At 62.7% G+C, this 14,794-nt stretch carries 10 protein-coding genes; 2 read left to right on the forward strand and 8 right to left on the reverse strand.

Annotation, left to right across the window (positions count from 1 at the left end):
• Positions 1–350: 350 nt before the first annotated feature.
• Positions 351–1,214 carry an alpha/beta fold hydrolase gene (locus PEP31012_RS21800; RefSeq protein WP_150591358.1) on the reverse strand — a complete coding sequence of 288 codons (864 nt, stop codon included), beginning with the start codon at positions 1,212–1,214 and terminating at the stop codon, positions 351–353.
• Positions 1,215–1,336: 122 nt separating this feature from the next.
• Here PEP31012_RS21800 and PEP31012_RS21805 point away from each other — a divergent pair, with 122 nt between their 5' ends.
• Entirely contained in the window at positions 1,337–2,188 is an 852-nt protein-coding gene (locus PEP31012_RS21805; RefSeq protein WP_174978356.1) for a LysR substrate-binding domain-containing protein, read from the forward strand.
• 303 nt (positions 2,189–2,491) lie between these two features.
• On the opposite strand, the gene PEP31012_RS21810 is transcribed toward PEP31012_RS21805, so the two are convergent.
• The 4 genes from PEP31012_RS21810 to PEP31012_RS21825 all read right to left on the reverse strand — a co-directional run bounded on the left by PEP31012_RS21810 (position 2,492) and on the right by PEP31012_RS21825 (position 8,277).
• A complete protein-coding gene (locus PEP31012_RS21810; RefSeq protein WP_150591360.1) occupies positions 2,492–3,298 on the reverse strand; it encodes an oxidoreductase in 807 nt (268 codons plus the stop codon).
• Between the two features lie 35 nt (positions 3,299–3,333).
• A complete protein-coding gene (locus PEP31012_RS21815; RefSeq protein WP_150591361.1) occupies positions 3,334–6,465 on the reverse strand; it encodes an efflux RND transporter permease subunit in 3,132 nt (1,043 codons plus the stop codon).
• Complete coding sequence (locus tag PEP31012_RS21820) at positions 6,462–7,577, reverse strand: efflux RND transporter periplasmic adaptor subunit (protein ID WP_150591362.1); 1,116 nt, start codon at positions 7,575–7,577, stop codon at positions 6,462–6,464. The genes PEP31012_RS21815 and PEP31012_RS21820 overlap by 4 nt, the downstream gene beginning before the upstream one ends.
• An 82-nt stretch (positions 7,578–7,659) precedes the next feature.
• The gene (locus PEP31012_RS21825) at positions 7,660–8,277 is read right to left on the reverse strand and encodes a TetR/AcrR family transcriptional regulator (protein ID WP_150591363.1); all 618 of its coding nucleotides are present in this window, start codon (positions 8,275–8,277) and stop codon (positions 7,660–7,662) included.
• A 76-nt stretch (positions 8,278–8,353) separates the two neighbouring features.
• Between PEP31012_RS21825 and PEP31012_RS21830 the strand changes: the two genes are divergently transcribed.
• Positions 8,354–9,814, forward strand: a complete 1,461-nt coding sequence (locus PEP31012_RS21830; RefSeq protein ID WP_150591364.1) for an efflux transporter outer membrane subunit — start codon at positions 8,354–8,356, stop codon at positions 9,812–9,814.
• Between the two features lie 213 nt (positions 9,815–10,027).
• On the opposite strand, the gene acnB is transcribed toward PEP31012_RS21830, so the two are convergent.
• The 3 genes from acnB to PEP31012_RS21845 form a co-directional block, all read right to left on the reverse strand.
• Positions 10,028–12,613, reverse strand: coding sequence for a bifunctional aconitate hydratase 2/2-methylisocitrate dehydratase (gene acnB, locus PEP31012_RS21835; protein WP_150591365.1), 2,586 nt, complete (start codon positions 12,611–12,613; stop codon positions 10,028–10,030).
• A gap of 220 nt (positions 12,614–12,833) precedes the next feature.
• Positions 12,834–13,835 (reverse strand): methyltransferase, encoded by a 1,002-nt coding sequence (locus PEP31012_RS21840; protein WP_150591390.1) that lies wholly within the window; start codon positions 13,833–13,835, stop codon positions 12,834–12,836.
• A 309-nt stretch (positions 13,836–14,144) separates the two neighbouring features.
• Positions 14,145–14,693 (reverse strand): aspartate carbamoyltransferase, encoded by a 549-nt coding sequence (locus PEP31012_RS21845; protein ID WP_150591366.1) that lies wholly within the window; start codon positions 14,691–14,693, stop codon positions 14,145–14,147.
• Positions 14,694–14,794 lie beyond the last annotated feature (101 nt).

The following is a 14,794-nucleotide window of genomic DNA, read 5'->3' on the forward strand; positions in this document are numbered from 1 at the left end:
CTGAATGCGCTGTCACGCGCGTTGTCGTAGATCGGTGCCGTCACCCAGCACAGCCCTCGTTGAGGAATCCGCTGCGGCGACTGAAGCGGTGCGAGATCAGACCAGAAAGCTGTTCGAAAGCGTTTCGAGTTTCAGGCTGGCGTGGGCGGGGGCGATTGCCCGATGCCAACCGGATGGGAGCGTCGGAATCCGAGAACAAGCGGCTGCAACGCCCGTGCCATCGCGCGGGCATCCAATACCGCTCCAATGCAACATGCGATCGTCGAGCGCGCCCTACTTCTGCAACGATGCACGTCCGCCCTCGGGCCAGCCAGTTCACCGTGCCACTGACATCAACCCGTACAAAACCACTACCCAGCCAATTGCACAAGCGCCCGATTAAACGCGCCAGGGTTGGCGATGTTCATGCCATGCGAGGCGCCAGCGATGGTTTGACGTTCAGCGTGTCCGATCCACTGTTGAAGTCGCTCGACGGTGTTCCGGAACATGCGCGGGCTCTTCTGCCCATCGATCAACAGTGTCCGGCATTGGATTTCGCGGGCGGCTTCAGGGGTATAGGCGGGCAGCGGATCGCGCAACTGCTTGGGCAGCGTTACCGCATTGTCCAGTGCCATCCTGCGGAAGCTCTGCGTGCTCTTGCTCCAGAAGCCAGGCATCGTGACCGAGTCCACAAACAGGTTCAGGCCGGCGTCGAATTTGCCTTGCTCGATCAACCCGGCGGCCGTGGCTCTCAACAATTGCGTGGCAGGCGGCAATTTACCGGTCTCCGCTTGCGGCGTGGCCTGCAACGGACCGCCGGGGTCGGCCAGCGTGAGCGTCTTCACCAGGTGCGGGTATTGACGCGCCAGGTGAAAGGCCACGCAGCCGCCACGCGAGTGGCCGACGAGATGCACCGCGCCACGGCCCAGCGCCTCGATGAACTCCGCCATCTCCGCCACGTGCGCTTCCCAACTGAAGTCACCGTGCCCGAACGCGTGCGTTTCCGGCCAATAGTGACCCAGGCTCGGCGCGAAACAGCGGAAGTGCGCCGACAACCCGGCAAGCTGCGAATCCCAATAACGGTAATCGCACAACGACCCGTGCACAAAGACCATCGGCTCGCCGCTGCCGGCTTCCACGTAGGGCACCGAGGCGCCTGACGCAATGGCCGCAAAATTGGGTTGCGGCTGCACACCGGCAAGGGCCAGCGTCGTCAGGGGCGTGTGGGCATTCATAGTCAAGACTCCGTTTTCCCAAACTTTGCGCCAATGCGATGGAAAAGAAAATCGCATAATATTGATGCAATCTTTCAGTTTTTCTGATGCATCTACGCGAGCCAGTGCCCATGAGTACCGAGATGAAAGCCCTCGACGTTGGCGTTCTCACCATGATCGTTGCCGTTGCCGATACGGGCACGATCAGTCGAGCCGCCGATCTTGTGCACCGCTCGCAATCGGCGGTGAGCATGCAGATCAAGGCGCTGGAGTCGGCGCTTGGCAAAGCGCTCTTCGTGCGTAGGCCGCGCAGCGTGGTGCCGACGCAAGACGGCGAGGTGCTGCTGGCATACGCGCGGCGGATCATTGCGCTGCGCGATGAGGCCTGGGCCGCGGTCGTGCGGCCGGACGTGACGGGCCGCGTGGTGATCGGTGTGCCGGACGATTACGCGTCGTCGCTCTTCCCGCCGATTCTCAAGAAATTCTCGGCGAGCTTCCCCAAGGTCGAAATCCAGGTGATTGGCCTGCCCAGCGTTGCGCTGGCGCCGATGCTGCGCGATGGCACGGTGGACCTCGTCTGCGCGACACGGGTTAAAGGACTGACCGGTGATTTCTTGCGGCACGAGCCGATGGTGTGGGCCACCGCCCCCGGCGCGACGGACATCTGGCTAGAGCGGCCACTGCCCATCGCGGTGTTCTTGCCAGGAAGCGTCGCGCGCGAGAAGGCGATTCGGAGCCTGGAGCGCGCGAAGATCGCGTATCGAACGTCGTATGAGAGTCCGAGCCTGCTGGGCCTGCTGACCATGGCCCGAGCCGGCCTCGCCATTACCCCGCTGGCGCGATGTGCCGTGCCGTCTGATTTCACGTTGCTCGGGGCGGCGCATGGTCTGCCGGAGATTGGCACGCTCGAGATCGTCCTTGCGCGAAGTGTGACGTCTAACCGCCAGCCCTGCGATTTTCTCGCGGAGCGCATCATCGCTGAGCTGAGTGCATGAGTTCGCTGAGATGGGCCTCGCCTTACGGCTCATGCACGAGGCTCCTTTGAAACAAAGGCGATTTTTCGCTGTGCGTTTCGGAGCCCTGCATTTCTCGAGCGCCCCGCAATCCGACGCCATCGCGGCCTCCTGCTCTCCGCCAAGCGGCAGATTGATTAGCGTCAGATGTTCGTGGCAAGGAAGCTCGGCCTTCGCGCCCGACCGCTACCGCTGAGGCGCGAAGACAGAAAAGCGGCAGTAAATCTTTAATGCCCGTGAAGATTGGGCGACGGAGCCGACGGGTCCTTTCTCCGCGGGCACGATTTACGCGAGCCCGAAAGTTTTCCTCAGGCTAGCATCGACCGGCCCGGCGGGCATGAAGCGCCGCAATTTTCTCAGGAGCGATGCCTCACCCGCCGGCGTGCGGCGCATACGCCAGCTGCCTATCGCGGCTTCAACGATTGTGCTTGCCACGCCATCAGGTGCGGAGGCACCTTTGACGCTGTCGACGACGGCGCCCGATGCAAGCGCACGCTCGCGGTCATAGGCGGCGATTTTCGAACCCGCTTGAGGCGCATTGACATCGAGATTGGTTCGGGTAAAGGACGGCTCGATCAGCGTTGCGCGGATGCCGAACTGGCGCACCTCGTGATCCAGTGTCTCGGTCAACCCCTCGACGGCGTGCTTGGACGCCGCATAGAGTCCCATGTAAGGTGCCGGCAAAAAGCCGAGTACCGAACTGATATTGACGATCCGTCCGCGTCGTTGCGCCCGCATGTGTGGAAGCACTGCCTGGGTCGTACGCAGAATGCTGAATACGTTGGTATCGAATAGCGTCGCGGCTTCTGTAACCGACGTTTCCTCCACCGCTCCGATCAGCGTGGTGCCGGCATTGTTGACGAGCACGTCGATGCGCCCGGCACGATCGACAATTGCATGAATCCCAGTTCGAACGGAAGCGTCGTCGCGCACATCCATCTCCACCAACTCAACGCCGCCCAATGGCGCCGCTTTTGCGATGCTGCGCACGGTGCCGAATACGCGGCACCCGCGCTTTGCGAACTTCTCGGCGGTCGCGCGTCCGATACCAGACGACACGCCGGTGACAACGACCACTTCGGAATTAGGCATAGCAATTTCCTTCCATACAGTAGACTGATTGCGTTTTAGCTGCGCGCGTCTTGCAACGTCGGTTCGGGAGGAGAGGCGTGCTCGTGGTGACCCTTGCGGGCGGCTGCCGGGTTGCCGGGCCGAATCCTGAACCAGATCGAATACATCGCTGGGAGGAACGCTAGCGTCAGCACCGTTCCTGCGAACGTTCCACCGATCAGCGTGTAGGCGAGCGTGCCCCAGAACACCGAGTGAGTTAGCGGGATGAACGCGAGGATCGCCGCCATCGCAGTCAGGACCACCGGACGCGCGCGCTGCACCGTGGCTTCGACGACCGCACGAAACGGGTCAAGTCCCGCCTGCTCGTTCTGGTGGATCTGCCCGATCAGGATCAGTGTGTTACGCATCAGAATGCCGGACAGTGCAATGAGGCCGACCAGCGCGTTGATGCCGAATGGCTGCCGGAACAGGATCAACGTCGGCACCACACCGATCAGACCCAGTGGACTAGTCAAGAACACCATCACCATCGCGGAGATCGAACGTACCTGGAAGATGATGATGATCAGCGTGATCGCCAGCATGATCGGGAACAGCGGCAGCATTGCGGCCGTCGCCTTTCCCGACTCCTCGATGGAGCCCGCTTCCTCGATTCGATAGCCGCTGGGGAGCCTCGCCATGATGGGTTGAAGCTGCTTCGTGATAGCGGCCGAGACGTCCGGCGGCTGCAGGCCATCGGCGATATCGCCGCGCACCGTGATCGTCGGTACGCGATCGCGCCAGCGCATGATCGGTTCTTCCAAGCGCACCTCGACCTTGCCGACCTGCGACAGCGGGATGCGCTGCCCGTTCGCTCCTGCCAGCGTGAAGTCGCCGAGGCGCGCGGGGTCGAGCCGGACGTCACCGACCGAGCGTGCGATGACCGGCACAGTCCGGATATCCTCGCGCACAGCAGTGACGGGCACCCCGGTAAGCAGAAACTGCAACTGTTGAGCGACGGCGCTGGACGTTAGCCCCACCGCCTGCAGACGGTCCTGCTGTAACTTGAAATGCAGGGTCGGAGATCGCGTGCCCCAATCAGCATTGACCGTGCGCATCATCGGACTGCCGTCCATTACGCGCTGAACCTCGGCCGCGATACCGCGCAGCCTGTCCGTGTCTGGACCGGTGACCCGGTAGGCGACCGGGAATGGCGAATAGGGCCCGAACACAAGTTGCGTGACCCGAACGCGCGCTTCCGGGGCGAGACCGTCTGCGATGGCCTGACGCATCCGCTGCTTCAATGCGTCGCGCGCTTCCTGACTTTCCGTGCGGATCACGATCTTCGCGAACGACGGGTCGGGTAGCTCCGGCCCCATCGCCAGAAAGAAGCGCGGCGCACCCTGCCCGACGTACGCAGTGACGATTTTTGCTTCCTTTTGCTTTGCAAGCCACGCTTCGACTTTCTTCGTGGCGGCGCTGGTCTGGGAGATCGACGTGCCGTAGGGCATCTGCACCTCGACCAGCACTTCGGGACGGTCGGAGATCGGGAAGAACTGTTTCTTGACGATCGCCATGCCGAGAATCGCGAGCACGAACAGGCCGCCGACCGAACCGGCGACGAGCCATTTGCGCGCGATCACGCGTGTCAGCAACTGGCGGAAGCGGTTGTAGCGGGGCGTGTCGTAGATTGCGTCGTGACCGCCTTCGAACTTTCTGAACTCCGGCAGCATCGTCACGCCGAGATATGGCGTGAAGACCACCGCCACGACCCATGATGCGATCAGCGCGATCCCAACGATCCAGAACATGTTGCTGGTGTATTCGCCCGCGGTGGATCGCGCGAAGCCGTTCGGCATGAAGCCGACCGCGGTCACCAGCGTGCCGGCGAGCATCGGCGCGGCCGTGTGGCTCCACGCGTACGCCGACGCGGCCACGCGCCCGTAGCCTTCCTCCATCTTCACGACCATCATCTCGATCGCGATAATCGCGTCGTCGACGAGCAGGCCGAGCGCCAGGATCAGCGAGCCGAGCGTGATGCGGTCGAAATTCTTGCCGGTCGCGGCCATCACGATAAACACCACGGCCAGCGTCAACGGCACGGCCGCCGCAACGACGAGGCCTACGCGCCAGCCCATGCTGACGAAGCTCACCAGCATGACGACGAGCAGCGCGGCAAAGAACTTGACCATGAACTCGTTGACGGACGAGCTGATGTTCACAGACTGATCGGTCACCTTGGTCAGGCTCATACCCAGCGGAAGTCCGGCGTTGATTGCGCCGACCTCGCTGTCCAGCGCCTTGCCGAGGTCGAGTCCGTTCCAGCCGTCGCGCATCACGACGCCCAGCAGCAGTGCGGGTTCGCCGTTGTTGCGGATCATGAACGTCGCCGGATCTTCATAACCTCGCGTAACGGTGGCAATGTCCGACAGCTTCAGCGTGCGACCTTGCGCCACGACCGGCGTGTCCCGGATCTTCTGCAGGTTGTCAAAGGCACCGTCAAGTCGGATGAACACCTCCGGACCTTTGGTCTCCACGGAGCCGGCGGGCGTCAGGGCGTTCTGGCCATTGAGCGCGGCGAACACGTCCTGCGGGCTGATACCGAGCGTTGCCAGCCGGTCGTGCGAGAACTGGACATAAATGCGCTCACCCTGTTCGCCGATGATGTTGACCTTCTTCACGCCGGGCACGTGCAGCAGCCGTTGTCGCAGCGACTCGGCATCGCGCACGAGCAGGCGTTGCGGTTCGCCCTTCGCTTTCAGCGCGAAGAGCGCAAAGGTGACGTCGGCATATTCGTCGTTGACCATAGGCCCGATCACACCGGCTGGTAGATTGGCGGCTTCGTCGTTGATCTTTTTCCGGGCCTGGTAGAACTGCTCTTGCACCTCCGAAGGCGGCGTGCTGTCGAGCAACGTCAGCGTAGTGAAGGCCAGGCCGGGGCGCGTATAGGTCTCGGTCCGGTCGTACCAGCGCAGCTCCTGCATGCGCTTTTCGATTTTCTCGGCGACCTGATCGTGCATTTCCTGCGCGGTGGCGCCTGGCCACGCAGTGACGATGGTCATCACCTTGACCGTGAAAGCGGGGTCTTCCGCGCGCCCCAGCTTGAAGAACGACACCAGCCCGGCCAAAGAGATCAGGCAGATCAGGAACAGGGTGATGGAGCGCTCGCGCACGGCGAGCGCCGACAGGTTGAATCGACCTTCGCTCACGGACGTGCTCCTTCGCTCGCCATCGCGACGCTCTGGCTGGACACGCGGACCGGCTCGCCCTCGCGCAGCAACTGAGCGCCAAGCGCGACGACCCTGTCGCCTTGCTTCAACGTACCTGACACGCGAGCGCTGTCGTCGTCCAGGTGAAGAACCGTCACCGGCCGCCACGCAACCTTGGCCGGTTCGCCGCTTATCAGCCACACGCCCGGGCCCTTGCCCGTGTCGAGCACCGCGCCAATCGGGACCTGCAAACGGTCTTGCGCCACAGAAGGTACGTCCGGAATCTGGACCGTCACCGTCGCGCCCAGTGGGGCGTCGGCGAGTTTACCCTGCAGGACATACCGCGCTTCAAAGGTCCGGGTGCGGGGATCCGCGTTATCCGAGAGCTGACGTAGCGTCGCCGGCACGGTGCTGCCGCCGCTGCCGAAGAGCGTTGCCTGGGCGACCGAACCTATCGCGGGACGCAGGGTTTCGGGTAGCTGGATGACCGCCTCGCGACGCCCAGCGTGAGCGAGGCGCACGACAGGTTGTCCCGCGCTGACGACCTGACCGGGTTCGGCCAACGTTTCCATCACCACGCCATCGCCGTCCGCCGTCAACTCAGCATAGCCCGTCGCATTGCGCGCCACGTCGGCATCAGCCTCGGCTGCATTGAGTTGCGCCCTGGCGGCATCAGCGGCCGCCTTGGCCTGGTCGTAGGCCGAAGCTGAGATCGCTCCCGTGCCGCGCAGGTCGCGATAGCGCTCCTCATCCTGCGCGGTCTGCTGCGCTCGCGCTCGCGCGGCTGTGACCGCCTCCTGTCGGGCTCGCGCGGCAAGCTTGAGATCGATGGGGTCGAGGCGCATCAGCGGCTGACCGCGTTTGACGGTTTGGCCGGCATCCACCAGCCGTTCCAGCACCTTTCCGGAAACACGGAAACCCAGATCGCTCTGCACGCGTGCCGCGACGATCCCCGTGAACGAACGGGACCCGGGGATGGCGCGTTTGACGACGGCCATGCGCACCAGTGGGGCTTCGGTGCGCGGATCGGGCTGTGGTTTTTCGCCACAGGCCGCTAGCGCTAACGGCAGTGCACAGGCGAGTGCGGGGATGGCGAGGCGACGCGAGAACATGAAAGTTCCATCGATGAGTGAAGATGGCTTTCATTGTGATTCTAGTGACCAATATAGTCAAGCGTCACAATCTCGATCTCGATTAAGGCGACAGACTACGAAGTACGAGGCTGGACAACTGGGCCGGCGCGACGTCGGTGGTATCACGGTTGTACTGAAGCAGCAGCGGGTTGAGGTAGGGGCGCAGCACCAGATAGATCGCCGTCGCGGTTTCGTCCAGCGGCGTCTTGCGCTCAAAGTCACCGCTTTGCCGGCCTTCCTGAAGCACTTCGCGAAGTAGCGTTCGAACACGAGCTTCGTAGGCTTGCACGGCCTGCCAGTTTTCCGTGGCGGCCGATGCTGCGATGTCGTAAAGCTTGCGATCCCGGAAAAACAGCTTGAGGCTGGCTTCGGTAAAGACCTTGAACACCCGTCGCAGCTTCTCCGGTGGCAGATCTGCCTCTGCAACCGCTGTCCGGACCTCGCGCTCGATTTCTTGCAGACAGTTGGCGCAGATCATCTCGCCAATGGCTTGCTTGGATTCGAAGAACTTGTAGATATAAGCCTTCGAAAACCCGATCGCCTTCGCAAGATCGGAGACCGTCGTTTTCTCGTAGCCGTACCGGCTGAAGTGCTCGGTGGCGGCGGCAACGATCTGGTCCCGCACCTCGTGATCGGCCGGGCCGCGCGCGGGGACGGAGGGAGTGATGGAGTTTTTCATGCGGATAGCATACAGGAATGGACAACTAGTGACTATTTGGTATTATAGTCACAAATGAAACCTCGCGAAGACGCTTATGCTACCTAAACACTTCCTTGCTGCGGTCATCGTCGCCAGCCTCTCGACAGGCTGCGCTGTCGGTCCAGATTATGTCCGACCCAATGTCGCCATGCCAAAGCAGTTTCAGGGTCAAGCCGCGGTGGATCAGCGGCCGTCGCGTGCCGCTGCCGACCTGGTCACGTGGTGGACAGGTTTTGGTGATCCGCAACTGACACGATTCGTCACGCTCGCGCTGGAACAGAATCTGGACCTCGCGCAGGCCGCCGCGCGCGTCTCGCAGGCCCGCTCAGGACTCGGCGCGGCGGACGCCGCGCTGCTGCCGTCCGGCAATGTTAGCGGCCAGAGCGCGCGGGCCTACCAGTCGGTCGAGACCCCCCTGGGACGTGTCCTGAATTCGACGCCCGGTTTCGACCGCTACGGCAACGACTACGAGGCCAATTTCAGCGCGAGCTGGGAGCTGGATGTGTTCGGGGGCCTGCATCGCGGTCGGGAAGCGGCGCTTGCCGACTATCAGGCGTCAGAGGCCGGCGAGGTAGCCACGCGCCTGGCAGTGGCAGCACAGACTGCCGACATCTACATCACCATTCGTGGATTGCAGGCGCGTTTGCAGGTGGCCCGCAAGCAGTTGCAGACGCAGCAGGATCTGCTATCGACCATTAACCTCCTCTATGGAAAAGGGCTGGCGGCCGACCTCCAGGTGAGCCAGGCTGAAGGCGCGCTGGCTCAGGTTCAGGCATCCATTCCGGTCCTTGAGGCAGGGCAGGATGCAGCGATGAACGCGCTGGACGTCATGTTGGGTTCACAGCCCGGCACGCACCGGGCCGAGCTGCTCAAGGGCGGGGATATCCCGGTCGCTCCTCGAATCACTGGCACAGGATCGCCTGGCGAGTTGCTCAGGCGTCGGCCCGACCTGATCGTGGCCGAACGTCGCCTGGCTGCATCGAATGCGCGTATCGGCGTGGCCATCGCAGAGTATTACCCCAAGGTTTCGCTCAGCGGACTGATTGGGAGCGCCACCTCAGTGGCTAGCGGCAACCTGTTCAGTGGCGGCGCCAGTCAAGCCGCTGGCTTGCTGGGGCTGCGCTGGCGTCTATTCGATTTTGGCCGAATCAACGCGCAGATTAATGCGGCCAAAGGGCAGGAAGCCGAAATGCTTGCCGCGTACCGGCTTGCCGCATTGCACGCAACGGAGGACGTCGAGAATTCTTTCTCGGCACTCGTCAAGCGCGAAGCGCAGGCTGCCATTCTCGCGCAGGGTGTGAGCGCGCTCGGGCGCGCGCGAGCGGCCTCATTCGCCGCTTATCAAAAGGGTGTCGTCAGCCTGGTCGAAGTGCTGCAGGCAGACGACAACCTCTTACGCGCCTCGGATGGGCAGGTGCAGGCGCAAACGGAATCGGCGCGCGCAGCGGTCGCGGCATTCAAGGCGCTTGGCGGGGGGTGGCAACCCACCGATCCTGATGCAGTTGCAAATCGATAAAGCCATCCCTCCGGGTCGATCGCCATCGGGCGCCGGCGTATGTGCGACTGACCAAGCCTTGAATCCAAGCTGTGAACCCTATCCCAGATGCCACCGATTTGGGCGCGGCGACCGACATAAAAAAATGGCGCCGCGAACCTTCAGTTCGCGGCGCCATTTCGCCGTGCTTCTGGCATTACGGCGCAAGCAACGCACCGTAACACGCCATCACACTTACATCTGCACCGTGTCGGCGACTTCCTTGAAGTCTTCGATCTGATCGAAGTTCATGTACTTGTAGATCTTGTCGCCGTTGGTGGCGAGCACGCCCATGTCGGCCATGTACTCTTCCTTGCTCGGAATCTTGCCCAGACGCGAGCAGATCGCCGCCAGTTCCGCCGAGCCGAGATACACGTTCGTGTTCTTGCCCAGACGGTTCGGGAAGTTGCGGGTCGACGTCGACATGACCGTTGCCCCTTCGCGCACTTGTGCCTGGTTACCCATGCACAGCGAGCAGCCCGGCATTTCCGTACGCGCACCTGCCGTACCGAACACGCCGTAGTGACCTTCTTCGGTCAACTGCTTCTGGTCCATCTTCGTCGGCGGCGCCACCCACAGCTTGACCGGAATGTCGCGCTTGCCTTCGAGCAGCTTCGATGCCGCGCGGAAGTGACCGATGTTGGTCATGCACGAACCGATGAACACTTCGTCGATCTTCGCACCAGCTACGTCCGACAAGGTCTTCACGTCGTCCGGATCATTCGGGCAGGCCACGATCGGTTCGTGGATGTCGGCCAGATCGATCTCGATGACCGCGGCGTACTCGGCATCGGCATCCGGCGACAGCAGTTTAGGATCGGCCAGCCACTGCTCCATGGCCGCGATGCGGCGTTGCAGGCTGCGCGGATCCTGGTAGCCCTGCGCAATCATCCACTTCAGCAGCGTGACGTTGCTGTTGAGGTACTCGATGATCGGTTCCTTGTTCAGATGCACCGTGCAACCGGCGGCCGAACGTTCCGCCGAGGCATCCGAGAGTTCGAACGCTTGCTCGACCTTCAGATCGGGCAGACCTTCGATTTCGAGCACACGGCCGGAGAAGATGTTCTTCTTGCCCTGCTTGGCCACCGTCAGCATGCCTTGCTTGATGGCATACAGCGGAATCGCGTTGACGAGATCGCGCAGCGTGACACCCGGCTGCATCTTGCCCTTGAAGCGCACGAGCACCGATTCCGGCATGTCCAGCGGCATCGTGCCGGTGGCCGCGGCGAAGGCGACCAGTCCCGAGCCAGCCGGGAAGCTGATGCCGATCGGGAAGCGCGTGTGCGAGTCGCCGCCGGTACCGACGGTGTCCGGCAGCAGCATGCGGTTGAGCCACGAGTGAATCACGCCGTCGCCCGGACGCAGCGCAATGCCACCGCGCGTGCTGATGAAGTTCGGCAGGGTCTGGTGCGTCTTCACGTCCACCGGCTTCGGATACGCGGCCGTGTGGCAGAACGACTGCATGACCAGATCGGCCGAGAAGCCGAGGCAGGCCAGATCCTTGAGTTCGTCACGGGTCATCGGGCCGGTGGTGTCCTGCGAACCAACCGAGGTCATCTTCGGTTCGCAGTACGTGCCCGGACGGATCCCCTGGCCTTCGGGCAGGCCGCAGGCGCGGCCAACCATCTTTTGCGCCAGCGAGAAGCCGCGCCCGTTGTCGACCGGTTGCTGCGGCAGACGGAACAGGGTCGACGCGGGCAGGCCCAGCGCTTCGCGTGCCTTGGCCGTGAGGCCGCGGCCGATGATCAGCGGAATACGGCCGCCGGCGCGCACTTCGTCGAACAGCACGTCGGACTTGACCTGAAATTCGGCGATCACTTCGCCGTTCTTGAGGGCCTTGCCCTCATACGGGCGCAGTTCGACTACATCGCCCATTTCCATCTTCGACACGTCCAGCTCGATCGGCAGCGCGCCGGCGTCTTCCATCGTGTTGTAGAAGATCGGGGCGATCTTGCTGCCCAGGCACACGCCGCCGAAACGCTTGTTCGGGATGAAGGGGATGTCTTCGCCCGTGAACCACAGCACCGAGTTGGTGGCCGACTTGCGCGAGGAGCCGGTGCCGACCACGTCACCCACATAGGCGACGAGATGGCCCTTTTCCTTGAGCGACTCGATGAACTTGACCGGGCCGCGCTTGCCGTCTTCTTCCGGGGTGATGCCGGGGCGCGCGTTCTTGAGCATCGCCAGCGCGTGCAGCGGAATATCCGGGCGGGTGGTGGCGTCCGGTGCCGGCGACAGGTCGTCGGTGTTGGTCTCGCCCGTCACCTTGAAAACGGTGATGGTCAGGCTCTGCGGCACTTCCGGACGGCTCGTGAACCATTCGGCGTCGGCCCAGCTTTGCAGCACGGCGCGGGCGTTGGCATTGCCCTTGTCGGCCAGTTCCTTGACGTCATGGAACTGATCGAACATCAGGAGGGTTTTCTTGAGCGCATCGGCAGCGACGGTGCCGACTTCGGCGTCGGACAGCAGCTCGATGAGCGGCTGAATGTTGTAGCCGCCCAGCATGGTGCCGAGCAGTTCGGTGGCGCGGGCGCGCGAGATGAGCGCGCAGGCGGTTTCGCCCTTGGCGACGGCGGCGAGGAAGCCAGCCTTCACGCGAGCGGCTTCGTCCACCCCGGCCGGGACACGGTTCGTGATGAGGTCGAGCAGCGTTTCGGCTTCACCCGCCGGCGGATTGGTCAGCAGCTCGACCAGTTCAGCGGTCTGCTGTGCCGTCAGCGGCAGGGGCGGAATACCAAGCGCGGCGCGGGCGGCCACGTGAACACGATAGTTTTCGAGCATGAGAAGACCTGCTGGCAATGCGTTTCGAGGGGAGGGGGTCAGCCCTCCAGGGCGTTATCCAAGACTGCGTTTTCCGTGATTTTAGTCGTTATGTCGGATAAGATCAAACGTCTTATGTCTTATGTCTTATATAAGAGTTCGGGGCGTTGTGTGATCGGGTAATTCAGGTGCGGTCTCGGCACGCTAAATCTTTTGGCGCCAGCATTGACAGGAAATCAGCCTACGACTCGAATAGGACGAGGCTCTCGGGAGAAGGTGGGAGCGGCGATACACGCGTCTTTGAAAATCCAGCTTCGCGGCCCATCTCCTCGAATTCACGTGCGGTATAGGCATCGCCTCGCGGCGTCGACCCAAGCATCATGAAGGAGAATGCCGCGGCGAAGGGCGGCGACACGCGATCGTCGTCAGGAACGAATTCCACCGCGAGCACTCGCCCGCCGGCGCTGAGGCTGCTGCGGACTTTCGAGAGCAGTCCCACACAGGTGGGAGGATCGAAGTGGTGCAGGAAGTTCGAGAGCAGAACAAGATCGAAGTCCTTGCCCCATTCGACGTCGAACGCGCTGCCCTCGATCGTCTGATAGCGCGCGCTTACACCGGCCGCCACAGCGTTCTCCTTCGCAACCGCCAATACCGCTTGCCAGTCGGTTGCCACGACTTGCGCGGCAGGAAAGGCGCGAGCGATCGCAATGCCGAATACCCCGTGCCCGGCGGCAATGTCGAGCACGCGCTTCGGTGCCTCGGGCCATGTGTCGATGTGCTGAGCCACGGCCTGCGCGGTTGGCGCCACAAAAGGCACCATCGCGCGAGCGAATTTCACCCAGACGGGGTTGTCGGGGGACATGTTGCCCAGCCCGACGGAGCCTCCGTTTCGAACGAACGCAACCGGATCCTCCAGCCACAACGCCGTCATTTCGGGTGCCGCAAGAAAATCGGAGACGCCTCCCATCCAAGCCGGCGAGGACGTCGTAAGGAATGTAGAAGTCGACGGTGTCAATCGATAGCGCCCCATCTGCTTTTGCAGCAGCCCCAGGACGGTCAGGTAATCGCAGAGAATGCGAACGCCGCGCCCGGAGGCCTGCACGCGCTTCGCTATAAGCTCGAGTTCACCCTTTTCAGTCTCGATCGCGGTGAACAGATCGAGCGCGACGGCGGCTTTCAATGCAGCGGTCTTCTGATATCCGAGTAAGGCATCTACGAAGGCTTGCGGAGAAATATCGTCCACGACCAAAGTCCTTTCGCGAAATACCGCGGCGAGCGGCGTTGCCGATGAGGACGGGCGGTCACACCCCACAGGGTGACGGGCTGACGGCGCCGTCAATCTGTTCGAGTATAGGAAATTCGCTACCGGGTGCTAACGTTTTAATTTCACCGGCATTGCTTCACCCTTGCATGGACCGGTCGCGCGCGTGGGCAAGCGGACTGCACGCAGATGACACGACGCGCGGCAGTCGGAGGTTGAGCCAACCGACACCGATCCGGTAGCAAAGGCGTCGGAGAAGTCGGCCATGGGCATCCCGGATAGTGGCGCGACTTACTTCGCCATCGAAGCGTTCATCGGATGGTGGTGCATCATGCCGGGATCGTGGCCCGCCATGGCATCGTGACCATGATCGGACAACTGCGCGTCGAACCATGCGTGAACCGCGTCGACAAGGCGCGGCTCGTTTGCGCGATAGACGATCTCACCACCGTTGGGCAAGTCGCGATAGGCAACCTTCAATTCGCCCGGCTGCGCGGCTCGCAACACCGACAGGCCCGGCATGTCGCTGCCGTGGATCGTCTCCGGCGCGCCAAAATCCCCTGCTGCGAAGTTTCGGGCGATGACGGTCATGTGCTCGCGGATCAGCGTGACCTGCTTCGGGTCGCGATGCTTCGTGACAACTTGCTGGACGCCGCCGCTGGCGGTCTTCGTAAAGATGTGGGTCGTGGCGGCCAGGGAGAACGGCATCACTTCGGCCCCGTGTTGCGCCACCACGGCCTGGCGTGCGGTGACGTCGGCAAAGGCGACGGATGAGAGAACAACGGCACCGAGCATGACGGCGGTCGTGGCGCCGATTACCGACACTGAAGCGCGTTTCATGGATAACTCCAATCGAAAGGGCACTCGAAGTCTACCGTCGACATGCCACGCGGGATATGACTGAAATCATACGCCGCGCCATACCGCTCGACCCGGTAATT

The sequence above is a fragment of the Pandoraea eparura genome, from assembly GCF_902459725.1.
GTDB lineage: Bacteria > Pseudomonadota > Gammaproteobacteria > Burkholderiales > Burkholderiaceae > Pandoraea > Pandoraea eparura.